The sequence below is a fragment of the Sinorhizobium fredii USDA 205 genome, from assembly GCF_001461695.1.
GTDB lineage: Bacteria > Pseudomonadota > Alphaproteobacteria > Rhizobiales > Rhizobiaceae > Sinorhizobium > Sinorhizobium fredii.
The window spans coordinates 187509-212733 of sequence record NZ_AUTC01000035.1; the positions used below are offsets into that span (position 1 = coordinate 187509).

The window sequence follows — 25225 nt, forward strand, 5'->3', positions numbered from 1 at the left end:
GAATGCGCCGCTCACCGCCATAAATTGTCGCAGTTCCGGAGGAGGAAACATGACGGCTCTAACACGTGGCTCGGCCAGACCGAACCAGTGGCTGCGCAACCTGAATGCGAAGATCGCCTCTATCCCGATGATCCTGACGGCCTTGGTCATCTTCCTCGGCGGCACAATCTGGACCGTCGTTTACTCCTTCACGAATTCAAAGCTGCTGCCACGCCTCTCCTTCGTCGGCCTCGACCAGTACGAGCGGCTGTGGGCGGCGCCGCGCTGGATCGTTTCTATCCAGAACCTCGCGGTCTACGGGTTCTTCTCGCTGATCTTCAGCCTGGTGATCGGCTTCGTGCTCGCCGCGCTGATGGACCAGAAGATCCGCTTCGAAAACACGTTCCGGACGATCATGCTCTATCCCTTCGCCCTGTCCTTCATCGTGACCGGGCTGGTCTGGCAGTGGCTTCTCAATCCGCAGTTCGGCGTCCAGTCGATCATGCGCTCACTCGGCTGGACGAGCTTCTCTTTCGATCCGCTCTACGACGCCGACATCGTCATCTATGGCATCCTGATCGCCGCGCTCTGGCAGGGGACGGGTCTCGTGATGTGCCTGATGCTCGCGGGTCTGCGCGGTATCGACGAGGACATCTGGAAGGCAGCGCGGGTCGACGGCATCCCGATGTGGAAGACCTATGTCCTGATCATCATTCCGATGATGCGCGGCGTCTTCATCACCACCCTGGTGATCATCGCCAGCGGTATCGTCAAAGTCTACGACCTCGTCGTGGCGCAGACGAGCGGCGGACCGGGGATCGCATCGGAAGTTCCTGCCAAATACGTCTACGACTACATGTTCCTCGCCCAGAACCTGGGCCAGGGTTTCGCCGCCTCCACCATGATGCTCATCACCGTCGCCATCATCATCGTGCCTTGGGCATATCTGGAATTCGGAGGAGGCCGCAAGCGTGGATAACATGGTCGCCAGCAACAACACGCTCACTGCCTATGACAAGGGACCCGGGCGGATCACCGCCGGTCCGAGCGGCCGCAAGCCGCGCCGCAGGCTCTCTCGTCGCAACATCATCGTCTACGGCACCTTGATCGTCGTGGCGCTGTACTACCTGCTGCCGCTCTACGTGATGATCATGACGTCGCTGAAGGGCATGCCGGAAATCCGCGTCGGCAACATTTTTGCGCCGCCGCTCGAGATTACTTTCGAACCCTGGGTGAAGGCCTGGGCCGAGGCCTGTACCGGTCTCAACTGCGATGGACTCTCCCGCGGTTTCTGGAATTCGGTCCGCATCACCATACCTTCGACGATCATTTCGATCGCGGTCGCCTCGGTGAACGGTTATGCGCTTGCGAACTGGCGTTTCAAGGGGGCGGAGCTCTTCTTCACCATCCTGATCGTCGGTGCCTTCATTCCCTATCAGGTGATGATCTACCCGATCGTGATCGTGCTCAGGGAAATGGGCGTCTACGGAACGCTGACCGGGCTCGTCATCGTGCACACGATCTTCGGCATGCCTATCCTGACCCTCCTGTTCCGCAATTACTTCGCGGGCTTGCCCGAGGAGCTCTTCAAGGCGGCGCGTGTCGATGGCGCCGGGTTCTGGACCATCTACTTCAAGATCATGCTGCCGATGTCGTTGCCGATCTTCGTGGTGGCGATGATTTTGCAGGTCACCGGCATCTGGAACGACTTCCTGTTCGGCGTCGTCTTCACGAGGCCGGAGTATTACCCGATGACCGTCCAGCTCAACAACATCGTCAATTCGGTGCAGGGCGTGAAGGAATACAACGTCAACATGGCGGCAACGATTTTGACGGGAGCCGTTCCGCTCGTTGTCTATTTCGTCTCCGGACGGCTCTTTGTCCGCGGCATCGCAGCCGGTGCAGTGAAAGGATAAGCAAGTATGACAAGTGTTTCCGTCAGGGATCTGTCGCTGAACTTCGGTGCCGTCACGGTTCTCGACAAGCTCAATCTCGATATCGACCACGGCGAATTCCTCGTCCTGCTCGGCTCGTCCGGCTGCGGAAAGTCGACGCTGCTGAATTGCATCGCCGGCCTGCTCGACGTGTCCGACGGGCAGATCTTCATCAAGGATCGCAACGTCACCTGGGAGGAGCCGAAGGACCGCGGCATCGGCATGGTGTTCCAGTCCTACGCACTCTATCCGCAGATGACGGTCGAGAAGAACCTCTCCTTCGGTTTGCAGGTCGCCAAGATTCCGCAACCTGAAATCGACAAGCGCGTCAAGCGCGCCTCGGAGATCCTGCAGATCCAGCCGTTGCTGAAGCGCAAGCCCTCCGAACTTTCCGGCGGGCAGCGGCAGCGCGTGGCGATCGGCCGGGCGCTGGTGCGCGACGTCGACGTCTTCCTCTTCGACGAGCCGCTGTCGAACCTCGACGCCAAGCTGCGATCCGAACTGCGTGTCGAGATCAAGCGGCTGCACCAGTCGCTGAAGAACACGATGATCTACGTGACACACGACCAGATCGAGGCGCTGACTCTTGCCGACCGCATTGCCGTCATGAAGAGCGGCGTCATCCAGCAGCTTGCCGACCCGATGACCATCTACAACGCGCCCGAAAATCTCTTTGTCGCCGGCTTCATCGGTTCGCCATCGATGAACTTCTTCCGCGGCGCGGTGGAAGCCAAGGACGGCCGCAGCTTCGTCCGGGTGAACGATGTCGCCTTCGACGTCACGACCTATCCGGCACACACGGGGCTGCAGCCGGGCCAGAAGGTGGTCCTCGGCCTGAGGCCCGAGCACGTCAAGGTCGACGAGGCGAGGGAGGGGCACGAGGTGCACCAGGCGGTCGTCGACATCGAAGAGCCGATGGGCGCCGACAACCTTCTGTGGCTGAGACTTGCCGGCCAATCCATGTCCGTCCGCATCGCTGGCCAGCGTCGCTATCCACCGGGTAGCACGGTACGGCTCACCTTCGACATGGCCGTCGCCTCGATCTTCGACGCGGTCTCGGAAAACCGTCTCTGACGAATATCCGACGGAGGCTGATGGCTTCCGCTCGAAAAAAAGCCTGCGCCAACCGCCGGCCAACGAATGGACTGTGGAAATGCCTTCCGAAATCATCAACCGCGACGCCATCCGCATCGACCTTTCCGGCGATTGGCTGCTCGCTTCGGCGGACAACAGCCATGCGCTGACCATTGCGCTTCCGGGCGACGTGCACAGCGCGCTTCAACGGGCCGGCATCATTGCCGACCCCTATCGCGGGCGGAACGAGGACGACGTCCAATGGGTGGCGCACAAGGACTGGGTGCTCGAGCGCACAGTTTCCATCGATGCGGGCGATCTCGAAGGCTCTTGGTACCTTGATCTCGAGACGATCGACACGGTTGCCTCGGTCTTCGTCAACGATCGGCTCGTTTTGCAAGCGGACAATTGCTTCCGCCGCCATCGGCCCGATGTATCGCAGGCGCTTGTCGCGGGCGAGAACCGTGTTCGCGTCGTGCTCCACGCCTCGATCGCCGAGGGTGCGCGGCGCCAGGCGGCGCAGCCTTTTTACGTGCCCTATCACGACGGCAACTCGCCGATCGCCAACGGCAATATGCTGCGCAAGCCGCAATGCCATTTCGGCTGGGATTGGAACATCGCCATCGCGCCGCTCGGCGTCTATGGCTCGCTGGCGCTCTGCCGGCTGGAGACGGCGCGGATCGAACATATCACGACGCGCCAAGTCTGGCTGGAGGACGGGTCTGTCGACCTGCAGGTGACGGTCGAGCTCTATGCCCGCGATCCCGGCATCTTGCCGATCCACTTCGAGCTAGACGGCCTGCGCGAGCGCCTCGACTGCAGCGTTGCCGCGGGCGAGACCCGCATCACCCATGTGTTCAACGTGGCGGAGCCGAGGCGCTGGTGGCCGGCGGGCAGCGGCGAGCAGGCGCTGTCACTCCTCAAGGTGGAAACCCCCGAGGAAAGCGTCACGCGGCAGATCGGCTTCCGCACGCTTGAACTCGTCACCGACAAGGACGCGGCCGGCAGCCGCTTTGCGCTCCGCCTCAACGGCCGCGAGATCTTCTGCCGCGGCGCCAACTGGATACCGGCCGATGCGCTGATGTCGCGCGTCACGCCGGAGCGCGTCGAGGACCTGTTGCGCTCCGCCGTCGATGCCAACATGAACATGATCCGCGTCTGGGGTGGCGGTTTCTACGAGCCGGATTGGTTCTACGATCTCTGTGACCGGCTCGGCCTGCTCGTCTGGCAGGACTTCATGTTCGCCTGCAATCTCTATCCCTCGACGCCGGACTTTCTCGAAAATGTTGCCGCGGAAGTAACGTACCAGGTCAAGCGTTTGTCGTCGCATCCGTCGGTCGCGCTCTGGTGCGGCGACAACGAACTGGTCGGGGCACTCACCTGGTTCGAGGAAAGCCGCAAGGATCGCGACCGCTATCTCGTATCCTACGACCGGCTGAACCGAACCGTCGAGACCGCAATGAAGGCGGCCTCGCCGGAGGCGATCTGGTGGCCGTCGAGTCCGTCGGTCGGCTATCTCGACTTCGGCGATGCCTGGCATGCCGATGGCGCCGGCGACATGCACTACTGGTCCGTCTGGCACGAGAACAAGTCCTTCGACAATTACCGCACCGTGCGGCCGCGCTTCTGCTCGGAATTCGGCTTCCAGTCCTACACGTCGATGCCGGTCATCCGGCGGTTCGCCGAGGCGCGCGACCTAAACATCGCCTCGCCGGTGATGGAGGCGCATCAGAAGAATGCTGGCGGAAACGAGCGGATCGCCGGTACCATGTTCCGCTATTTCCGCTTCCCGAAGGATTTTCCGAGTTTCGTCTATCTGAGCCAGATCCAGCAGGGTCTGGCGATCCGCACGGCGGTCGACTACTGGCGCTCGCTGAAGCCCCATTGCATGGGAACGCTTTACTGGCAGCTCAACGACACCTGGCCGGTCGCCTCCTGGTCGAGCCTCGACTATGGCGGCCATTGGAAGGCCATGCACTACATGGCGCGCCGCTTCTTCCAGCCGGTCGCCGTCGCCGCCATTCCGGGGCCGGACGGCAGGGAGATCGCCTTCTCCGTGGCGAACGATACGCCCGAACCGGTGACGATCGAACTCGAGGCCTTTCTCGTCTCACTCGACGGCAGCCGCCGTCCGTTGCTGGCGGCGATGGGCTCTTGCTCTCCGGACCGCGCGGCGACGCTCGTTGCCATCGCTGCGAGCGACATTCCGCAGGATGCGCTCCTCTTCTGGTCCTTCGAGGCATCCAATGGCATGCGCGGCGAGGGGCATTACGTGCATGGCACCTACAAGGCGCTCGACCTCGCGTCGTCCGGGCTGACGCTCGATGCGGCGCCGCGGCCGGACGGCAGTTTCGACCTTACCGTGGCCGCGACCGGTCTCGCACTGCACGTGATGGTCGAGGCGGATGTCGAGGGCCGCTGTTCCGACAACGCCTTCGACCTGACCGACGGTGAAGTGAAGACGGTCCGTTTCACGCCGAAGGAGCCGCTTCAAACGGGCGGCGTGCCGCGCTTCACGGCCTATGACCTCGAATCCTGTCAGGGAAGGGGCTGAGCGACATGAGGCTTCATCCCGCCAGAACGCGTGGTTCCGCATCGGTGAACACCACCTGATAAGGATGCGGCGCCAGCCGCGTCCGCCTCTCTTCCGCCCATTCCCGCGAAGCCCCAATCGCGCGAACCCACAAGGAGATTTTCAATGAAAGACGTCAGCTTCCAGCTCTATAGCGCCCGCAACTTCCCGCCGCTTGCCGAAGTGCTCTCCGCTCTCGGTGAAGCCGGTTATACGCAGGTCGAAGGCTACGGTGCGCTCTACGCATCGCTTACCGACGGGGAGATCGCCGGCTTCAAGAGCGGTCTTGATCGCCATGGACTCGCCATGCCGACCGCCCATTTCGGGCTCGACATGCTCGAGTCGGATCCGAACCGGGTGCTCAAGATCGCCAGGACGCTCGGCATCCGTGCCATTTATTGCCCCTATCTGATGCCCGACCAGCGCCCGACCGATGCGGCCGGCTGGCGCGCCTTCGGAGCGCGATTGCAGGCGGCGGGCAAGCCGTTCCGCGACGCGGGGCTCGACTTCGGCTGGCACAATCATGATTTCGAGTTCTTCCCGCTGGCGGACGGCTCGGTGCCGCTCGACCTGATTTTCGCCGGCGGCCCGGAACTCTCCTGGGAGGCGGACATCGCCTGGATCGTGCGCGGCAACGCCGACCCCTTTGCCTGGATCTCGAAATACGGCAGCCGCATCACCGCGGTCCACGTCAAGGACATCGCCCCCAAGGGCGACAACGCAGGCGAGGACGGCTGGGCGGATGTCGGGCAGGGCACCCTCGACTGGAAGGCGCTCATCAAGGCGCTCTCCAAGACCTCGGCCAAATATTTCATTGCCGAGCACGACAATCCCAGCGACTTCCGACGCTTCGCCAAGCGCTCGCTGGCTTCCATTCAATCCTACTGAGGAGCGGATACCTCCATGGCAAAAGAACTTGGCGTCGGCATCATCGGATGCGGCAACATTTCAACCACCTATTTCAAGCTTGCGCCGCTCTTCAAGGGCATCCGGGTCGTCTCCTGCGCCGATATCAATCCGGCTGCCGCCGAGGCGCGGGCTGCCGAATATGACGTGACCGCGCAGAGCATCGAGGCGATGCTCGTCAATCCGGAAGTGGACATCGTCGTAAACCTGACGATCCCGGATGCGCATTTTCCGGTTTCGAAGGCCATCCTCGAATCCGGCAAGCACGTCTATTCCGAGAAGCCGCTGGTGCTGACGCTCGAGCAGGGGGAGGAACTGCGGGCGATCGCCAGGGCGAAGGGGCTGATGGTCGGCTCGGCGCCGGACACGTTCCTCGGCGGCGGGCACCAGCTCGCCCGTGCCCATATCGACGCGGGCAAGATCGGCCGCATCACCTCCGGGACCTGCCACGTGATGAGCCCCGGCATGGAGATGTGGCATCCCAACCCGGACTTCTTCTTCCTGCCGGGCGGTGGGCCGGTGCTCGACCTCGGGCCCTACTACATCGCCAATCTCGTCAACCTCATCGGACCGGTAAAGCGCGTCGCAGCACTTTCTTCCATGGCGAGCCAAACCCGCACCATCACCAGTGAGCCGCGCAAGGGCGAGGTGATTCCGGTCAAGACGCCGACCAACATCCACGCGCTGCTCGAATTCCACAACGGCGCGACGATCACGCTTTCGGCAAGCTGGGATGTCTGGTCGCACCGCCACGCCCACATGGAGCTCTACGGCGCCGAAGGCTCATTGTTCGTGCCCGATCCGAATTTCTTCGGAGGCACGGTCGAAGCAAGCGGGCAGGGCAAGGACATCCAGCCGCTGGAGATGTGGGACCATCCGTTCGCTGTCGACAACTGGGAACACCCGCTCGGCCCGATCGCCAACTATCGCACCGCCGGCCTCGCCGACCTGGCGGACGCGATCCTGACAGGCCGCGACGCGCGCTGCTCGCTCGATCGCGCCCTTCATGCCGTCGACGTCATGGTGTCGATCCTGAAATCAGGCGAGGAGGGCCGTTTCGTGACGCTTTCGACGACCTGCACCCAGCCGGCGGCCCTCGGCATCGAGGCGGCGCAGGCGCTTCTGCGCTGACCGGAAACCCCCTCCCGGCCCTTCGGGCCACCCTCCCCACAAGGGGGAGGGAAGCCCCGCAGCACCGCCGCTCCACACCGTCTAAGAGCCGGAAGTAATAACCAATCCCCAGCGCTGCGGGGTTACTGGTGAGAGGCGACGCCGATCGTGAGGCATACGCGACGACCGAGCCCCTCCCCCTTGTGGGGAGGGGTTGGGGAGGGGTATTCAAAACCACCGACTTTGAAACGAAGGAACATCATCCATGGCCTGGCAACCGGCGGAAAACCGATACGAGACGATGAAATACAACCGCTGTGGCCGGAGCGGCCTGAAGCTGCCGGCGATCTCGCTGGGGCTGTGGCACAATTTCGGGAACGACACGCCGCATGAGCGCAAGGTCGACATGTGCCGGACGGCTTTCGACCTCGGCATCACGCATTTCGATCTCGCCAACAATTATGGCCCGCCGCCCGGTTCGGCCGAGACTGCCTTCGGGGAGATCCTCAGGACCGAATTCGCTGGCCTACGCGACGAACTGATCATCTCCTCCAAGGCGGGATACGACATGTGGCCCGGGCCCTATGGCGAATGGGGCAGCCGCAAGTATCTGATCGCCTCCTGCGACCAGAGTCTGAAGCGCATGGGGCTCGACTATGTCGACATCTTCTATTCCCACCGCTTCGATCCGGACACGCCGCTCGAGGAAACCTGCGGTGCGCTCGACTATATCGTCCGCTCGGGAAGGGCGCTCTATGTCGGCATCTCCTCCTACAATTCGCAGCGCACCCGGGAGGCGGCAGCTATCCTCAAGGAACTCGGCACGCCCTGCCTCATCCACCAGCCGAGCTACTCGATGCTCAACCGCTGGGTCGAGGATGATGGCCTCGTCGACACGCTCGAAGAGCTTGGCATCGGGTCGATCGTTTTCTCGCCGCTCGCCCAGGGCATGCTGACGACGAAGTACCTCAACGGCATCCCTGAGGATAGCCGCGCCGCACAGAACCATTTCCTCAAGAAGGACTTCATCCGCCCGGCGATCATCGACAACATCCGCAAGTTGAACGCTATCGCCGAGCGGCGCGGCCAGACGCTGGCGCAGATGGCGCTCGCCTGGGTTCTGCGCGGCGGACGCATCACCTCGGCGCTGATCGGCGCAAGCCGTTCCGAGCAGATCGTCGATTGCGTCAGGGCGCTCGAAAACGACTCGTTTACAGCGGAGGAACTGGCGGAGATCGATCTCTTTGCCCGTGAAGCCGATGTCAATCTCTGGGCATCGTCGGCCGAGCGCTGACCGCACCGGAATACTTTGATTTGCCTCGATTTTAGGCATTCCGATAAGGTTTCCAGGACCTGTACAAAAGTAGGGGGGTGGCGGCTCAATGCCGCCGCTGGACATGTATTTGCTATTATGTATGGTGCGTTGATGTTGTCCGATTTGCGAAACCCTTCTTGGGGTTTGGCCCGGCGGAGACGAGGAGGAACGAGACCCTTCGATGGCCCGAAGCGGGCTGAGAAAAGGGCTCAACAGGCGGTGGCGCTGACATTGTTTCGCGCCGGAGCCGCCATGGCGGGAATTAGGGAGGAACTATGGATCGCCGTTCATTCATTAAAAACGCGAGCCTCGGCGGGCTGGGTGCGGCTGCTGCATCGGCGCTCGCGTCGCCGGCCGTCGCGCAGAGCAGTCCGAAAGTCACCTGGCGCCTGACGTCGTCCTTCCCCAAGGGGCTCGACACGATTTTTGGCGGCGCGGAGGTCTTCGCCAAGCACATATCCGAAGCGACCGACGGCAATTTCGAGATCCAGGTCTTCGCCGCCAACGAGATCGTGCCCGGTCTCCAGGCTGCCGATGCTGTCTCCGCCGGCACCGTCGAGGCCTGCCATACGGTTGCCTACTACTACTGGGGCAAGGATCCGACCTGGGCGCTCGCCTCTGCGGTTCCGTTCGCGCTCAACGCACGCGGCATGAATGCCTGGCACTATCATGGTGGCGGCATCGACCTCATCAACGAATTCTTCGCGTCGCAGAACCTGGTGGTCTATCCGGGCGGCAACACCGGCGTGCAGATGGGTGGCTGGTTCCGCAAGGAGATCAAGACGGTCGCCGACCTGCAGGGCTTGAAGTTCCGCATCGGGGGCTTTGCCGGCGCCATCGTCGCCAAACTCGGCGTCATCCCGCAGCAGATTGCCGGTGGTGAGATCTACCAGGCGCTCGAAAAGGGCACGATCGACGCGGCCGAATGGGTCGGCCCCTATGATGACGCGAAGCTCGGCTTCCAGAAGGTTGCGCCCTACTACTACTATCCGGGTTTCTGGGAGGGTGGCCCGACGGTGCACCTGATGTTCAACAAGGCGAAGTTCGACGAACTGCCGAAGAACTACCAGGCGCTGGTCCGCACCGCCGCCCAAGCGACCGACGCCAACATGCTGCAGAAATACGATCACCTGAACCCGACGGCGATCAAGCAGCTCGTTGCCAACGGTGCGAAGTTGCGGCCCTACAGCCCGGAAATCCTGACTGCCTGCTTCGAGGCCGCGGAAGCCACTTACGCGGAAATGGAAGCGAAGAACGAGAACTTCAAAAAGATCTGGGGTTCGATCAAGGCTTTCCGCAAGGACTACTTCCTGTGGCTACAGGTGGCGGAATACACCAACGACACCTTCATGATGCAGCTCCAGCGGGGCGGAAAGCTCGGCTGATCGCGAGATCGAGGCCCCCTGTAATCGGGGGCCTTCGACCGGGCGGGCGTGAAAGCGGTATTGAGCCGTGCCGCTCGAAGCTCTGGAATCGATTGCATCAATTCCGGTTGATTCAATCCGAAATGATCTACAGTAGGCCGGCCGCAAGAAGAATAAGAGCCGGTTCGACAACCGTTCGAAGGACGGGAGGGGAATATATTGCAATTGGCACTGCGGATCATCGCGGTGATCGACGGCTTGAGCAGGCGAGTCGGCATTGTCGCCATCTATCTCGTGCTCTTCTGTTCGTTGATCTCCGCCTTCAATGCGATCTTTCGCTACAGCACGGACTCGCTGCTTTGGCTTCAGGGCAATTACGGCGGTGCGACGATCTTCGGCGGCATGCTGGATCTTTATCGCAATAACTCCAACACACTATCGGAAATGCAGTGGTACATGTTCGCCGGTATGGTTCTGCTCGGGGGTCCCTGGGCGCTGAAGATGAACGAACATGTTCGGGTCGATCTCTTCTACGGTTGGGTCAGTGAGCGCACCCGCACCTGGATTGACCTCCTTGGCGGCATCTTCTTCCTGCTGCCGATGTGCCTCCTGATGATCTATTTCACTTGGCCCTGGTTCGTTCAGTCCTGGGTGACCAACGAAGGCTCCCTCAATGCCGGCGGCCTGCCGCGTTGGCCGGTGAAGCTGCTCATTCCGGTCGGCTTCGGTCTGGTCGCGCTCCAGGGCGTCGCCGAGATCATCAAATGCGTTCTGGCTCTGACCACGAACTATGTCCGTGAATTCGCCTACGAGAAGCCGCTGCAATGATGGACTGGTTCGTACACAATATCGCGCCCCTGATGTTCGTGGGGCTTATCTTCTTCATGGTCATCGGCTATCCGGCGGCCTTCTCGCTTGCGGCTGTCGGGCTGTTCTTCGGGCTGATTGCGATCGAGCTCGGCCTGATCGCGCCCGACTTCCTCGGCAACTTGACCTACCAGCTCTTTTCGGTGGTCTCGAACGAGCTCTTGCTGGCGATCCCGTTCTTCACCTTCATGGGCGTCATCCTCGAGCGATGCGGGCTGGCGGAGGATCTTCTCGAAGGCTTCGGCCAGCTCTTCGGCGGCGTGCGCGGCGGTCTCTCCTATGCGGTGATCCTCGTCGGCGCGATTCTTGGGGCGATCACCGGCACTGTCGCCGCCTCGGTCATCGCCATGGGGCTGATCTCGCTGCCGATCATGACGAAATACGGCTACAACGTGCGCCACGCGACCGGCGTCATCGCCGCCTCGGGCACGATCACGCAGCTCATCCCGCCATCGCTGGTGCTGATCGTTCTGGCAGACCAGCTGCAGAGATCGCCGGGCGACATGTATATTGGCGCGACGGGCGCCAGCATCGTCCAGGTGCTGCTCTTCATGGGCTGGGTCTTCCTTCTCAGCATCTTCAAGCCCGATCATGTGCCCGCGCTGCCGCCCGAAGCGCGCACGCTCCGCGGTTGGCCGCTCTACAGGAAATGCATCCGCGGCATGGTGCCGTCGCTGGCCTTGATCTTCGTCGTGCTGGGTACGATCTTCATGGGACTCGCGACGCCGACAGAGGCGGGTGCAATGGGTGTCGTCGGCGCCTTCGTCCTCGCCTGGATGAACCGGCGGCTGACCTGGAACCTTGTCTATCAGGGCATGGACATCACCATGCGGCTGACCGCCATGGTCGTCTTCATCCTGCTTGGCGCCCGTGTGTTCAGCCTCGTGTTCCAAGGCGTCGGCGGGGGGCATTGGATCGAAAGCATGCTGACGTCGCTTCCGGGCGGGGTCGTCGGCTTCCTGATCTTCGTCAACATCTTCGTCTTCGTCATGGCGTTCTTCCTCGACTTCTTCGAGATCGCCTTCATCATCATTCCGCTGCTGGCACCGGCCGCGACGGCGCTTGGTATCGACCTCATCTGGTTCGGGGTGATGATCTGCGCCAACATGCAGACGAGCTTCATGCATCCGCCCTTCGGCTTCGCGCTCTTCTACCTGCGCGGCATTGCGCCCAGGACGATCCGCACGCGCGACATCTATCTCGGGGCCATCCCGTGGCTCTGCCTGCAGCTCATCCTGGTGGGCCTGTTGATCGCCTTCCCCGAAATGGTCACCTTCTTCCTCGATAAGGAGGTTGTACAGGACCTCGATACAATCAAGAGTCTTGTACCGGGTGCCGACGGCGGCACGCAGAACGGACTTGATTCGCCGCCGTCTTTCGGGCTCGATTCTCCACCGAAGTTCTGACGGCCCGGAGTTGGCGGGGAGGCTTCGGCCTTCCCGCCGGCCCATTTCACGAAACCGTATCGGCACGTGGCTGGCACGTCAGCATGAGCGAGGGAGCTTTCTCATGACCGCGATGATCCGCAATCCCATCCTGCCGGGCTTCAATCCCGACCCGTCGATCTGCCGTGTGGGTGACGACTACTACATCGCGACATCCACCTTCGAGTGGTATCCGGGCGTGCAGATTCACCACTCGCGGGACCTCGTGAACTGGCGTCTCGTCCGACGGCCGCTGGAGCGGGCGAGCCAGCTCGACATGCGCGGCAATCCCGACAGTTGCGGCATATGGGCGCCGTGCCTTTCCTATTGCGACGGGCTGTTCTGGCTCGTCTATACGGATGTCAAGCGCTTCGACGGCAACTTTAAGGATGCGCACAATTACATCGTCACGGCGGAAGCGGTGGAGGCGACGTGGTCCGATCCGGTCTATGTCAATTCGTCGGGGTTTGACCCGTCGCTGTTCCATGACGACGACGGCCGCAAGTGGTTCCTGAACATGCAGTGGAATCACCGCACGGAGAGTTTCGGCGGTTCGCCGAAGCATCCGGCCTTCGATGGTATCTTGCTGCAGGAATGGGACGAGCGGACGCGCAAGCTTGTCGGCCCGGTCAAGAACATCTTCGCCGGCAGTTCGCTCGGCCTCGTCGAGGGACCGCATCTCTTCAAGCGTGACGGCTGGTATTACCTGACCACGGCCGAGGGAGGGACGGGCTACGATCACGCGGTGACCATGGCGCGCGCCCGGACGATCGATGGTCCTTATGAGATACATCCGCACGTCCATCTCATCACCTCGAAGGATCATCCAGAGGCTCCGTTGCAGCGGGCCGGCCACGGCCAATATGTCGAGACGCCGGACGGGCAGGCCTACCACACCCACCTTTGCGGCCGGCCGCTGCCGCCGCACCGCCGCTGCACGCTCGGCCGCGAGACGGCGCTGCAGAAATGCGTCTGGCGGGAGGACGGGTGGCTCTATCTGGAAAATGACGGCGTCGTACCGGAGGTCATCGTGCCGGCCCCGGTCGAGACGAGCCTTGTGCCGCTGCCCGCCGTCATCGAGACGGATTTCGAGGAAGGGGTGCTCGCGCCCGAGTTTCAGTGGCTGCGCACCCCGCTGCCGGAGCGGATCTTTTCGCTGGAGCGGCGGGAAGGGCACCTGCGTCTGTTCGGCCGCGAAAGCATCGGCAGTTGGTTCGAGCAGGCGCTCGTGGCCAGGCGCCAGGAGCATCATTCGTTCCGTGTCGAGACGGTCGTCGAGTTCACTCCGCACATCTACCAGCAGGTCGCGGGTCTGACGCATTACTACAACCGCCACAAGTTTCATGCCCTCGGCCTCACCTGGCACGAGACGCTCGGCTGTGTCGTTACCATCCTTTCCTGCCCGGGAGATTTCCCGCACGGGCGTCTGCAATATCCGGCCGGCAGCGGCGTCGCGGTCCCCGAGGGCCTGGTTCATCTGGCGATGGAGGTCCGGAACAATGACCTCCAATTCTTCTGGCGGGCGACCGCTGAGGAGGATTGGGCGTCCATCGGGCCGGCGCTTGATGCGGGGGTCGTCTCGGACGAGGGCGGGCGTGGCGAGCATGGGTCTTTCACCGGCGCCTTTGCCGGTATGTTCGCCTTCGACACGTCGGGCAGCGGCATGCCGGCGGATTTCGACCGTTTTCGCTATGAGGTGCTTGCGGCGTAATCTGAGCTTGCTTATCAGCAAAGGCTTGTAAATGCCTATTATCATTACATAATTGTAACGGGACGTTTCATTTTTGGTTCAGGAAGGAAGCTCTAGTTTCAAGGGGTATACAATGAAAGGAAAACCCCATGAAACGCCTCCTGATCGCGTTTGTCGCCAGATCATTCCTTGCCACGCCGATGGCGTTCGCTCAAAGCGCCGGCGCCTCTTTCGAGCTTGCACAGGCGCATGAACGCTATCGTCACAGGCCGGTCGACCGCCATGTCGACAGGACGTACGAAAAGCGCGTGATCATCAAGAAATACCGCTGGGCGCGCGGCCATAGGATGAGCGCGGCCGAGCGGCGCCACATGGCCTATGTCAACGACTATCGTCGCTACAGGCTGCGACCCCCGCCGCGTGGCCAGCAATGGGTACGCGTCGACAACGACTTCCTGCTGATCAGCCTTGCCACGGGCGTCATCGTCGGTTTGGCTTCCGCCCACTAGCTTTGAAAGCGACGTGCACGGAGATGTGGCCGGCAACAAGGCATCTTGAGAAAGGCGGGCCTTGCGGGCCCGCTTTCGCCGTCTCGGGAGGGCGAAGTCAGCTTGCCGAAGATAGGCAATCCTTCAGCGAAGCGCCGATGTTCTCCATCAGTTGGAAGTACAGATCCGGGCTGGCCTCGAGGGTTGCGGCTTCCGGATCGAGCGTGCCGGATTTTGCCGGCGTGCCCTCGATCACGACATTGACCAGCTTCGGCTCGAATTGCGGTTCGGCGAAGACGCAGGTGGCGCCGAGGTCCTCGATCTTGGCGTGAATCTCGGACAACCGTTCGGCGCCCGGCAGCACCTCCGGGCTGACGGTGATGGAGCCGGCGACCCGGACTTTGTAGCGGTGCTCGAAATATTGATAGGCGTCGTGGAAGACGACGAAGGGCTTGTTCTTGATCGGCGCCACCGTCTCGGAAAGGCCCTTGTCCAGCGCGTCGAGTCGTTGGTTCAACTTCTGCAGATTGGCCTGATAGGCTGCGGCATTGGCGGGGTCGGCCTCGGCGAGCGTCCTCTCGATCTCGGACGCCATCGCCTTGGCATTCATCGGGTCGAGCCACATATGCATGTCGAACTCGCCTTCGCCATGCTCGTGGTGGTGCTCGGCGGTTTCCGCTGCGGCGCCATGGGCGTCGGCATCATGCCCCTCATGGCTGGCGTCCTCTGCGCTGTGCTCATGGCCTTCCTCGCCATGCTCATCGCCGTCGTCATGCGGCTCGAAGGCGCCGCCCTCACGGAATTTCAGCTTTTCGATACCGGGCGCCTCGCTGAGCTCGACCACTTTGGCGTCGCCACCGAGGGCTTCGAGCGGCTTTTCAAGAAAGACTTCGAGACCGGGGCCGACCCAGAACACCAGCTTTGCCGCCTGCAGCGCCGCGGCGTTCGACGGCTTCATATTGTAGGTATGCGGTGAGGCGGCGCCTTCGACAATCAAAGACGGCTCGCCGACGCCCTGCATGATCGACGCCACGAGCGAGTGGATCGGCTTGATCGAGACCACCACGTTGGGAGCCTCGGCAAAGGCCGGCGAAGACAGAAGGATCGTGGACGCAAAGAGAAAGGCGGCAGTCGATTTCATCGGGTTCTCCGAGGTTGCAGGTCAACGCGCTTTAGGCGCCGCTGCGTACCAATTGTTGCACAGTGGCGCATGTAATGTTATTACATCAATTGCGTTATGCTATAACGTGTGCAATAGCCAGAGGCAACCGCCCAAAACGGAATTTTTCCATGCTGAATTTCCGATCGCCCGATACTACGCCGCTCGTCAGCCTTGCGAATGCGGGCGTGCGCCGCAACGGGCGTTGGCTCGTGCGCGGCGTCGAGTTTTCGATCAGCCGCGGCGAGATCGTCACGCTGATCGGCCCGAACGGTTCGGGGAAATCGACGACGGCGAAAACGGCGATCGGCGTGCTCAAGCCGGATGAAGGCCGTGTCGAGAGGGTCCCGAACCTCAGGGTCGGCTACGTGCCGCAAAGGCTTGCCGTCGATTGGACACTGCCGCTGACGGTCGAGCGGTTGATGACGCTGACGGGGCCTTTGAAGGGCAGGGAGATCGAGGAGGCGTTGGCCGCAACGGGCATGCTGCACATGGCCAAGGCCGAGGTGCAGCATCTGTCGGGAGGCGAATTCCAACGGGCCTTGCTGGCACGCGCGATCGCCCGCAAGCCGGATCTGCTCGTTCTCGACGAGCCGGTGCAGGGCGTCGATTTTTCCGGCGAGATTGCGCTCTACGAACTCATCAAGCAGATCCGCAACCGCACCGGCTGCGGCATCCTGCTGATCTCGCACGACCTTCACATCGTCATGGCGGAGACCGATACGGTCGTCTGCCTGAACGGCCATGTCTGCTGCCGTGGCACGCCGCAGGCGGTCAGCCAGAGCCCGGAATATCTGAAGCTGTTCGGGCGGCGGGCCGCCGGGGCGCTCGCCGTCTACAGTCACCACCATGACCATACGCACCTGCCGGACGGTCGGGTGCTGCACGCCGATGGCAGCATCACCGAGAGCTGTTTCCCCGGCGATGGCCATCATCACCATGACGAGGCCGAAAACGTCCACGACCACGATGCCGACTGCGGCTGCGGGCACCACACACGGCTGCACGGGTATGACGCCGCGGAGAAGCGCGATGCTTGACGATTTCTTCATTCGCGCCCTCGTTGCCGGCATCGGCATTGCCATGGTCGCGGGGCCGCTCGGCTGCTTCGTCATCTGGCGACGCATGGCCTATTTCGGCGACACGATGGCCCATTCGGCGCTGCTGGGCGTGGCGCTGTCGCTGCTTCTCGAGCTCAACCTGATGATCAGCGTCTTCATCGTCGCCTCGGTCGTTTCGCTGCTGCTTCTCTTCCTGCAAAAGCGCGGCGCGCTGTCGACGGACGCGCTGCTCGGCATCCTGTCGCATTCGGCGCTGTCGATCGGCCTCGTCATCGTCGCCTTCATGACCTGGGTCCGCATCGATCTCGTCGGCTTCCTCTTCGGCGACATCCTCGCCGTTACCGAGGCCGATATCGACATCATCTGGGGCGGTGGCATCCTGGTGATCTTGTCGCTCGTCTACCTCTGGCGGCCGTTGCTCGCCTCGACCGTAAACCCGGAATTGGCCGAGGCCGAGGGGCTGAGGCCGGAACGGGCGCGGCTGTTCTTCATGCTGTTGATGGCGCTGGTGATCGCGATTGCCATGAAGATCGTCGGCATTCTCCTCATCACCTCGCTGCTGATCATCCCGGCGGCGACGGCGCGCCGCTTCGCGACATCGCCGGAAATCATGGCGGTTCTCGCCTCGCTGATCGGCGCGCTTGCCGTTGCCGGCGGTCTTTTCGGTTCGCTGCAGTGGGATACGCCGTCCGGACCGTCTATCGTGGTTGCCGCGCTGGCGCTGTTCGTACTCAGTCTGCTGCCGCTCGCCCGATCGGAGCGCGCGTCGCATTCTTCGCATGGAGGACACTGATGGGTACGCCCGAATTGACGAAGAACCAGTCGCTGGTGATGGGTGCGCTCACTCACGCGGAAGGGCCGATGAGCGCCTATACGATTCTCGACAAGCTCAGGGACCACGGCTTCCGTGCGCCGCTGCAGGTCTATCGCGCCCTCGACAAGCTCCTGGAATACGGCCTCGTCCATCGGCTGGAGAGCCTCAATGCCTTCGTGGCCTGCTCCTGCCCGCACGACCATGAGCATGACCACGGCGTGACCGCCTTCACCATCTGCGAGGGCTGCGGCCAGGTGACGGAATTCCACGACGAGGCGATCGAACAGCGACTGTCGGCGCTGGTTCGCGCCCAGAGCTTCAAGACCGAGAAGACGACCATCGAAATTCGCGGGCACTGCAAGAGCTGCGCCTGAGGCCAATGCGACCTATTCTATGAGCAATAGGCCGCGCTTGTGGTCGCCGTCCAACGTGTCCACGGCCGAGTACAGCTTTTCGCGCGGGACGAGCCAGGGTTTGAAGCGCTCGTTCACGTCCAGGACGAAGACCAGGTCTTCGGCCTCGAGGTAGCCGCCGATCGGCGAGTGATGGCCGACACCGGCGCCGAAGATCGCCTCTCGTGAGAAGTTGACGATATAGCGTTTGCTGGGGTCGTTGCTCGCCCGCAAATGGCGTTGAAACTCGTCCGGCGTCAGATCCCGCAACACGGTCACCTTGCGCTCCGTTTTCGCTCGCGCCACCTCGGCAAGTTCGTCGAGCGTCAGCCCCATCCAGCAGAAACCGAGGCGGCACCAGCCGGTCCCCTCGAGGACCTCGGCTTCGCTCGTCTCCTCTTCTCCAATGGAGCGAAACACGTTTGCGATGCTGGCGGGGCCGCAGAACGAGCCATTTGCCTGCCACGTCAGACTTTGCCCGTAGCTCGACGCGGCCGGCAACCCCCAGGCGCTATCCAGCAGTTCCGGCGACTGCTCGACGGAGGCACGGATCGCCGCAGGCGAGACTTCGGCCGGCCGCAAGGCGTAGGCGCCGCCGAGGGCGACGGCGACGGCGAGACCAATTGCGGTACCGACGAGACGTCCACGCCTCATTGCTCTGACCTTTGGAACCGGTGCCTGAGCATAGCGCAACGCCACGGCCGCGCCTACTCATGCTGGTGAAGGCTCAATCCAACCGGCTGAGCTGTGTCGCGTAACGCTGCCAGTTCTTCACATAATGTTCGGCCGAGCGCTTCAGGCCTTGCACGGCCGCGTCATCGAGCGTTCGTATCACTTTGGCCGGTGCGCCGACGATCAGTGAATTGTCGGGATATTCCTTGCCCTCGGTGACCAGCGCATTGGCGCCGACCAGGCAGTTGCGGCCGATCCTGGCGCCGTTCAGGACGGTGCCGCCCATGCCGATCAGCGAATTGTCGCCGATGGTGCAGCCGTGAACGATCGCCTTGTGGCCGATGGTGCAGCCTTCGCCGATCGTCACCGGAAAGCCCGGATCGACATGGACGACCACCGCCTCCTGGATATTGGTGCGGGCGCCGATGCGGATCGGCTCGTTGTCGCCGCGCAACGTCGCGCCGAACCAGATGCCGACCTCCTCGCCGATCTCCACCTGGCCTATGACACTGGCATCCGGCGCGACCCAGTAGCGGCCTTCCGGCGGCGTGGTCGGCTGCAGAGGTCCCAGCGCATAGAGTGGCATGGTGTGTTCCTTCTGCTTGGAGGAAGGCGCGTCCGGCTTTCCTGCCGTCGCGGTGCGATTAGACAACCTTGACGGAGAGCGCCGCGATGCCGTCGATACCGCAGGTGACGACATCGCCGCGCTGTACGGCCCCAACCCCTGCGGGCGTGCCGGTCATGATGATGTCGCCGGGAGCCAGTGTGAAGAGGCGCGACAATTCGGCGATGATCTCCGGTACGGTCCAGATCATCTGGGCGAGATCGCCCTGTTGGCGCGTCTCGCCATTGACCTTCAGCCAGATGTTGCCATTCGTCGGATGGCCGACCGCGGTTGCCGGGGCGATCGCGGAGATCGGCGCGGAATGCTCGAAGGCCTTGGCCGCGGTCCAGGGACGGCCGGCCTCCTTCGCCTGCGCCTGCAGGTCGCGGCGGGTAAAATCGATGCCGACGCCATAGCCATAGACATGCGCGATCGCTTCCGCGACCGGGATGTTTGCACCGCCATGCCTGAGGGCAACGACCAGCTCCACCTCGTGATGCACGTCGGACGAAAGCGGCGGGTAGGGGAAATCCTGGCCGGGTGGCAGCAGGTTGTCCGCATTCTTCTGGAAAAAGAAGGGCGGTTCGCGGTCGGGATCATGCCCCATTTCCCGCGCATGGGCAGCATAATTGCGTCCCACGCAATAGACGCGCCGGACCGGAAATCCGACGGGGCTCTCGAAAATCGGCAAGAGGACAGGCAATGAGGGCGGTATGACGGTTTCCATGGTCGTCCGGTTCTCGCCTGACCCGAGGGGTGATGCGGAAAGTCAAACGCTACAGCGACCTCCCATGCCGGTGATGGACGGTGGCGCTGTAGCGAATCTTTGGTGGGACGTTAGCAGCCGGAAGGGCTGCGGCAATAGGCAAACTTATGCCGAGGGTGATTTATTGGGCACGCGAGGTCTGAAATCAGGCGCAGCGGGCATAGGCTTCAAGCTGGTCGCGGGTCAGAAAGCGACCGTCCGAGCGCGAGTTCAGTTCCGGGTGGCTGTATTCGAGGCTCGGCACTTCGGGAAGTTCAAGGGCCTGGCGGACGGTCATGATGCCGATGTCCTTGCGGCCGGTTTCACGCTTCATGCTGACTTCGACGATACGTCGGAGATGGCTCTCTCTCATCATGATGTCTCTCCCGTATTATTTTCTTTTCCCTTTTGGTCCGGAGCTAAACTCCGAACTTGTTCTTTGTGAGGCACCTCAGAATATACGCGTTTTAAATGAACACTTCACGACAGAAATCTGGCGGTTTCGCGGAAATTTCCGTGTCATTTCAAGATCGGCCGCAATCTGGCCGGGCCCGAAGGCATGCTGATGACTTGAAGTTTGCGTCATAGCTTATATTAGAAACGGCCCTGGTCTTCAAGCAAAGCCGTCTGCTTGTGATATTAATACTATTTTTGCGCGCCTCGATCTATCTATAAATAATATAATTGCTGCCGCCGAAGACGTTTTCGGCAGGCATATTGCAACAATAGACCTCTCGGCGTCTACAGGCGCTGAACACTGGCTGGTCTGCGCTTGCGTCTCGCCGGCTCAATGAGCCGTCAGGTGCGCTTCCTCAACCGCGAAAATGAACAGCCGGCGGGCCTCGTCGGGAGTCCGGCGACCGGCGATCGCCGCGCGGCAGGCACTGCGTGCCGCGACGTAATAGGGACCGCGGTGGGGCCATTGGCCCGCCAGGCATGCGAGCGCGTCGGACGGCCCCTTCACCATGCGGACATCGCCGCTAATCAACCCAAGTTCGATGGGGCGGTTCCACAACACCTGATGCATGCTTCTCCTCCTGAAGTACAACGTCCCGGGCAAGTCCGGGCGTACCGCGATTTCGGTTCCGGTAGTCGGGTGGAGGGCCCCTCGCGCACTGCTCCTGCCGCCTCTCGGGATTCAATGCAAAAAACGTCGTCGGCCATTGTCCGGTTCCGCGCGGCCTTTGTGCGCGTCGGCGGGCAAGGCTCTTTAATCTAGCGCAGGATTTCTCGTTTGTCCGCACTTTCGAGAAATCGGGCGATCCGGTGCGGGCGAGGGATTGCGGACGCCCGCTTCCGTATCTCGGCCACGCGGAAATTTCCTATCCACGGTTGTTCACACTTGCAGATGTGTCGTCCGTAACGACGTTGGCCTGAAAGCCCCTTAAATGTACGGGTTTCAATGACTTGATGGCGAGCCTATATATTTTCTGCTGGGGAGACATAAATGGTAGAGGTTGCAGAAATTCGTTTGATGTGGTTGCCGCTGCGCAACGGGACCTATTGTGCCATGCTCGGCCGGCACGAAGTCGCCTTCGTCATGAAGCGCGAGACGATGAGCGACTGGGCATGGCGGATTTCCCATTGCAACGGCACCAACAATACAGGCTTTCACTACGCGTCGACGCTCGAAACCGCCAAGGCGGCCGTGCTGGCCGGTGTCCAGGATTGGTTTCGCCAGGCAGGGTTTCGGTAGCTGGCGAGACATTCCCGCCGCATGACGGATGCGTGCGCCGGTTCCTCGGCCGCTGGGTCCCGGCAGCGCATCTGTATCGCATGGGCGCCGGCTAGCATCTGCGTAGCGCACCGGACAGCCAAGCCATCTCGCTTTATCGATGTCGGCGCAGTATAAGGCGTCCGCGTGGGCGCAGTCGCTTGGACTTCGCCCAGTCGACGCTACAAGGCCGCCATTTGGCCGTGTTGCGTGCGGTCAAGAAAATGGAAGAGAATTGACCAGACCATGAGAGAGATGTCGCAAACGGTCGGAACGTCTGAGAAGGGTCGGTACTTCAAGAGGCCCGTGTTCGCCGTGGCGCCGATGATCGACTGGACGGACCGGCACTATCGCTTCTTCGCCCGGCAACTCTCACGCCATGCGCTGCTCTATACGGAGATGATCGTCGCCGATGCGATCCTGCGCGGCGATCGGGACAGGTTGCTCGGCCATGACGCGTCGGAGCATCCAGTCGCGCTGCAGCTCGGCGGCAACGATCCGGCGAAGATGGCGGAAGCGGCACGGATCGCCGAAGGTTTCGGCTATGACGAGATCAACATGAATGTCGGCTGCCCCTCGGACCGGGTGCAGTCCGGCACTTTCGGCGCCTGCCTGATGCAGGAGCCGGCGCTGGTCGCCGAATGCGTGGCGGCGATGAAGGCGGCGGTGACGATCCCGGTCACCGTCAAGTGCCGCATCGGCGTCGACGATCAGGATCCGGAGGTGGCGCTTCGCGCGCTCGTCGCGCGTGTCAAGGACGCCGGGACGGATGCCGTCTGGGTGCATGCCCGCAAGGCCTGGCTGCAGGGCCTGTCGCCGCGCGAAAACCGCGAAATTCCGCCGCTCGACTACGGTTTGGTGCATCGCCTCAAGGCGGAAAATCAGAATCTTTTCATCGGCCTCAACGGCGGTCTTCAAACACTGGACCAGGCGCTCGCACATCTCGATCCGCGATTGCTTCCTGGGTCTGGGCCGAAGCTTGCCGGCGACGGGGCGAAGAGCGAAGCACCGCTGGACGGCATCATGCTCGGCCGTGCCGCCTACCACGACAGCGGCTTGCTCACGGCCGCGGACGGCTATTTCGCCCATCCGCGGACTGGCTCGGCGCCGATGCCGCTTGATCCCGACACCGTCTCGGATCGCGGCCATTGTCTGTCGCTCGCGTTCTGGACGGGCGTGCGCGACGCCATGGCGGCCTATGCAGCCGCCCATATCGAAAATGGCGGCCGGCTGATCCATGTGACGCGCCACATGGTCGGGCTCTTCCAGGGCTGGCCCGGCGCGCGGCGCTACCGCCAGGTGCTTTCCGCCGACGCCACCCGCAAGGGCGCCGGCCCGGAGGTGATCCACGCCGCCTTCGACGCGGTGTTCGAGGCGATCACGGCCCGCCAGGCGGCGGAATAGAAGTTCACTTGGGCCGGCCTGCTTTGAACTCCTGTGACGAGCACAGGAATGAGGGAAATAGAAGCGAACGCGACACGCACCTGAGGCGCTGCTTCAATAAATCTCCCCAACAAAAAAACGGCGCCTCTCGCGAAGCGCCGTCTTTCAAAATCCGATCGAAACGTCCGGCTCAGAGTGCCTGGAGGTTGACCGCCTTCGGGCCCTTGCCCATGCGGTCCGGCTCGGTGTCGAAGCTGACCTGCTGGCCATCCTTGAGCGTCGCGAGGCCGGCGGCCTGAACAGCGGAGATGTGGACGAAAACGTCCTTCGCGCCGCCGTCCGGCGTGATGAAACCGAAACCCTTGTCCTGGTTGAAGAATTTTACGATGCCCTTGGTGGCCATGGAAGAAGTCCTTTTCCTTCAGTCTGTCTTTGCCGCAACCCAGCGCTTCAATAGCACGGCTTGGCTGCTTGAGGTAGTGGATTCGTGCCCCTTTTGGGAAACGAATATGTCGTCTTCAGCGGTATGCTGAAAGGCGTCGAGTGGTCACGATATCGGGGAAAAGACGTCTACGATGCCGCTTGCGGCAGACCCGGCAATGGCCGGGCTCAAACGAAAGTCCAGTCTCCGGGATTGAAATCGCCCGAACGGCGATAGAAGTGGCAGTATTCGGCGTAAAAGGCAAGCGAAGAGTTCCGCCTATGGGCGCGCCTGGGCAATGCCTTGCGCTACGGGCTTCTCCGCGACTTGCGGGACAGTGAAGCGACGGACAAATGTCGTGGATTGCCTCGTTTCCACCACATTTTCGCCGCGACGCTTCGGTGAGCGTTGCGCGGTTCCGATGCGATCGCCGTGGACTTGCTGCTGGCGCAGCGAACAGTTAGGTCTGGACCGGACAGGACCATTGCAAATCGACGAACGACAGGTGGCCGGCGTGATCGATCCCTATGCCCTCCTTGGACTTGAGCGCGACGCCGACGAGCGGGCGATCCGGGCGGCCTATCGCCGGGCGGTGAAGACGGCGCATCCGGACCGCGGCGGCGATGCCGAAAAATTCGGCAAGCTGCAGACGGCCTATGACCTTTTGAAGGATCCGGTGCGCCGCAAGGTCTATGACGACACCGGCTACGATCCGCAGCTCGTCGATCCCAAACAGGTCAAGGGTCTGATGATGCTGGAGACGCTCGTCAACGACTTCATCCTCGACCTGCGCGAGCCCGGCAGCTTCGATCCGGTGGCGGCCATGCGGCGCAAACTCTCCGACGACATCGTCAAGACCCGCTTCCATATCCTCGAACTGGAGCGTCACCGCTCCCGCGTCCGCAAGCACCTCGACCGCCTCGGCCGGCGGCCGGAGACCGATGTGCTCGGCTCGATGCTGCGCGCCCGCAGCCAGTCGATCAGCGATGCGATCAAGACGGCCGAAGCGCAGATCGAGGTGATCGAGGAGGCTTATGCGATGCTGGAAGGCTATTCGTATGAGATGGAGCCGCTTCAGGTGGAGGCGCGGGCGGCGGAGTAGGGGGGCCCTGTCGCGCGTGCATGCCGCGGCGTGATTAGACGACGGTTCCTGTGCCACTGCACTGCGCCACAGCAGCAAGCAACTTTGAGGGCAAATCAGATAGGCGATAGGCGGCGCCAACGTTGAAACGCTGGCGCCGCGTAGAGACGGTCTATCTACCGATCGGTGGATCGGGATGATCACCCGCGGTGCGTGTTATCTGGCCCCGCCCGTCTTGGAACCGCTTTGCGACTGTCCGGCGCCCGGACCGCCTTTCGAAACGCCCTTGCCATGGCCGCTGCCGGGATTTGTCGGATCCCGTCCGTTGCCCCAACCATTGTTGCCGCGATCCTTGTCACCGTTGCCGTTTCCGTCGCCGTTATCGTGGCCGCCACCGTTATCGTGGCCGCCGCCGCCGTTATCGTGGCCGCCGCCGCCGTTATCGTGGCCGCCGCC

At 62.3% G+C, this 25225-nt stretch carries 25 protein-coding genes and 1 pseudogene; 18 read left to right on the forward strand and 8 right to left on the reverse strand.

Going from position 1 to position 25225, the window contains the following annotated elements:
• The first annotated feature begins 49 nt into the window (after nucleotides 1–49).
• The 12 genes from N181_RS05570 (at nucleotide 50) to N181_RS05625 (ending at nucleotide 14744) form a co-directional block, all read left to right on the forward strand.
• Nucleotides 50–958 (forward strand): carbohydrate ABC transporter permease, encoded by a 909-nt coding sequence (locus N181_RS05570; RefSeq protein WP_014328672.1) that lies wholly within the window; start codon nucleotides 50–52, stop codon nucleotides 956–958.
• 1 nt (nucleotide 959) lies between these two features.
• Entirely contained in the window at nucleotides 960–1895 is a 936-nt protein-coding gene (locus N181_RS05575) for a carbohydrate ABC transporter permease (protein WP_086018614.1), read from the forward strand.
• A gap of 6 nt (nucleotides 1896–1901) precedes the next feature.
• Entirely contained in the window at nucleotides 1902–2987 is a 1086-nt protein-coding gene (locus N181_RS05580; RefSeq protein WP_014328670.1) for an ABC transporter ATP-binding protein, read from the forward strand.
• 79 nt (nucleotides 2988–3066) lie between these two features.
• Nucleotides 3067–5541 (forward strand): beta-mannosidase, encoded by a 2475-nt coding sequence (locus tag N181_RS05585; protein WP_037395471.1) that lies wholly within the window; start codon nucleotides 3067–3069, stop codon nucleotides 5539–5541.
• A gap of 144 nt (nucleotides 5542–5685) precedes the next feature.
• Complete coding sequence (locus tag N181_RS05590; protein WP_037395473.1) at nucleotides 5686–6447, forward strand: sugar phosphate isomerase/epimerase family protein; 762 nt, start codon at nucleotides 5686–5688, stop codon at nucleotides 6445–6447.
• A 15-nt stretch (nucleotides 6448–6462) separates the two neighbouring features.
• The gene (locus N181_RS05595) at nucleotides 6463–7596 is read left to right on the forward strand and encodes a Gfo/Idh/MocA family protein (RefSeq protein WP_037395475.1); all 1134 of its coding nucleotides are present in this window, start codon (nucleotides 6463–6465) and stop codon (nucleotides 7594–7596) included.
• A gap of 244 nt (nucleotides 7597–7840) precedes the next feature.
• Complete coding sequence (gene mgrA, locus N181_RS05600; protein ID WP_037395477.1) at nucleotides 7841–8869, forward strand: L-glyceraldehyde 3-phosphate reductase; 1029 nt, start codon at nucleotides 7841–7843, stop codon at nucleotides 8867–8869.
• A 296-nt stretch (nucleotides 8870–9165) separates the two neighbouring features.
• Complete coding sequence (locus tag N181_RS05605; RefSeq protein ID WP_014328665.1) at nucleotides 9166–10275, forward strand: TRAP transporter substrate-binding protein; 1110 nt, start codon at nucleotides 9166–9168, stop codon at nucleotides 10273–10275.
• A gap of 198 nt (nucleotides 10276–10473) precedes the next feature.
• Nucleotides 10474–11082, forward strand: coding sequence for a TRAP transporter small permease subunit (locus N181_RS05610; protein ID WP_037395479.1), 609 nt, complete (start codon nucleotides 10474–10476; stop codon nucleotides 11080–11082).
• Nucleotides 11079–12527 (forward strand): TRAP transporter large permease, encoded by a 1449-nt coding sequence (locus N181_RS05615; RefSeq protein ID WP_037395481.1) that lies wholly within the window; start codon nucleotides 11079–11081, stop codon nucleotides 12525–12527. The genes N181_RS05610 and N181_RS05615 overlap by 4 nt, the downstream gene beginning before the upstream one ends.
• A gap of 112 nt (nucleotides 12528–12639) precedes the next feature.
• On the forward strand, nucleotides 12640–14256 hold the full coding sequence (locus N181_RS05620) for a glycoside hydrolase family 43 protein (RefSeq protein WP_475513886.1): 1617 nt from the start codon (nucleotides 12640–12642) through the stop codon (nucleotides 14254–14256).
• A gap of 128 nt (nucleotides 14257–14384) precedes the next feature.
• A complete protein-coding gene (locus N181_RS05625) occupies nucleotides 14385–14744 on the forward strand; it encodes an RcnB family protein (RefSeq protein WP_014328661.1) in 360 nt (119 codons plus the stop codon).
• 97 nt (nucleotides 14745–14841) lie between these two features.
• Here the strand turns inward: N181_RS05625 and znuA are convergent, their stop codons facing one another.
• The gene (znuA, locus tag N181_RS05630) at nucleotides 14842–15864 is read right to left on the reverse strand and encodes a zinc ABC transporter substrate-binding protein ZnuA (protein ID WP_014328660.1); all 1023 of its coding nucleotides are present in this window, start codon (nucleotides 15862–15864) and stop codon (nucleotides 14842–14844) included.
• A gap of 149 nt (nucleotides 15865–16013) precedes the next feature.
• Here znuA and N181_RS05635 point away from each other — a divergent pair, with 149 nt between their 5' ends.
• Genes N181_RS05635 through N181_RS05645 form a run of 3 tightly spaced genes read left to right on the forward strand, consistent with a single transcriptional unit; the run spans nucleotide 16014 to nucleotide 18131 of the window.
• The gene (locus N181_RS05635; protein WP_037395485.1) at nucleotides 16014–16922 is read left to right on the forward strand and encodes an ATP-binding cassette domain-containing protein; all 909 of its coding nucleotides are present in this window, start codon (nucleotides 16014–16016) and stop codon (nucleotides 16920–16922) included.
• Complete coding sequence (znuB, locus tag N181_RS05640; RefSeq protein ID WP_037395487.1) at nucleotides 16915–17736, forward strand: zinc ABC transporter permease subunit ZnuB; 822 nt, start codon at nucleotides 16915–16917, stop codon at nucleotides 17734–17736. Before N181_RS05635 ends, znuB begins: the two co-directional genes overlap by 8 nt.
• Entirely contained in the window at nucleotides 17736–18131 is a 396-nt protein-coding gene (locus tag N181_RS05645; protein WP_014328657.1) for a Fur family transcriptional regulator, read from the forward strand. Before znuB ends, N181_RS05645 begins: the two co-directional genes overlap by 1 nt.
• A gap of 12 nt (nucleotides 18132–18143) precedes the next feature.
• Here the strand turns inward: N181_RS05645 and N181_RS05650 are convergent, their stop codons facing one another.
• From N181_RS05650 to N181_RS05670, 5 genes are all read right to left on the reverse strand, one after another.
• A complete protein-coding gene (locus N181_RS05650) occupies nucleotides 18144–18803 on the reverse strand; it encodes a phytochelatin synthase family protein (RefSeq protein WP_014328656.1) in 660 nt (219 codons plus the stop codon).
• A gap of 73 nt (nucleotides 18804–18876) precedes the next feature.
• The gene (locus N181_RS05655; protein ID WP_037395490.1) at nucleotides 18877–19407 is read right to left on the reverse strand and encodes a gamma carbonic anhydrase family protein; all 531 of its coding nucleotides are present in this window, start codon (nucleotides 19405–19407) and stop codon (nucleotides 18877–18879) included.
• Nucleotides 19408–19465: 58 nt separating this feature from the next.
• A complete protein-coding gene (locus N181_RS05660; RefSeq protein ID WP_014328654.1) occupies nucleotides 19466–20152 on the reverse strand; it encodes a fumarylacetoacetate hydrolase family protein in 687 nt (228 codons plus the stop codon).
• 184 nt (nucleotides 20153–20336) lie between these two features.
• Complete coding sequence (locus tag N181_RS05665) at nucleotides 20337–20546, reverse strand: hypothetical protein (RefSeq protein WP_014328653.1); 210 nt, start codon at nucleotides 20544–20546, stop codon at nucleotides 20337–20339.
• 411 nt (nucleotides 20547–20957) lie between these two features.
• Nucleotides 20958–21197, reverse strand: a complete 240-nt coding sequence (locus tag N181_RS05670; protein WP_014328652.1) for a DUF982 domain-containing protein — start codon at nucleotides 21195–21197, stop codon at nucleotides 20958–20960.
• Between the two features lie 420 nt (nucleotides 21198–21617).
• Between N181_RS05670 and N181_RS05675 the strand changes: the two genes are divergently transcribed.
• Nucleotides 21618–21866, forward strand: a complete 249-nt coding sequence (locus tag N181_RS05675; protein WP_014328650.1) for a hypothetical protein — start codon at nucleotides 21618–21620, stop codon at nucleotides 21864–21866.
• 264 nt (nucleotides 21867–22130) lie between these two features.
• Entirely contained in the window at nucleotides 22131–23288 is a 1158-nt protein-coding gene (gene dusA / locus N181_RS05680; RefSeq protein WP_037395492.1) for a tRNA dihydrouridine(20/20a) synthase DusA, read from the forward strand.
• 169 nt (nucleotides 23289–23457) lie between these two features.
• Here the strand turns inward: dusA and N181_RS05685 are convergent, their stop codons facing one another.
• Nucleotides 23458–23670 (reverse strand): cold-shock protein, encoded by a 213-nt coding sequence (locus N181_RS05685; protein ID WP_012708287.1) that lies wholly within the window; start codon nucleotides 23668–23670, stop codon nucleotides 23458–23460.
• Between the two features lie 502 nt (nucleotides 23671–24172).
• On the opposite strand from N181_RS05685, the gene N181_RS05690 reads away from it, so the two are divergent.
• Nucleotides 24173–24790 (forward strand): J domain-containing protein, encoded by a 618-nt coding sequence (locus N181_RS05690; protein ID WP_086018615.1) that lies wholly within the window; start codon nucleotides 24173–24175, stop codon nucleotides 24788–24790.
• A 195-nt stretch (nucleotides 24791–24985) separates the two neighbouring features.
• On the opposite strand, the pseudogene N181_RS05695 reads toward N181_RS05690, so the two are convergent.
• Nucleotides 24986–25225 (reverse strand): annotated as a pseudogene (locus tag N181_RS05695) (hypothetical protein); the annotation flags it as partial.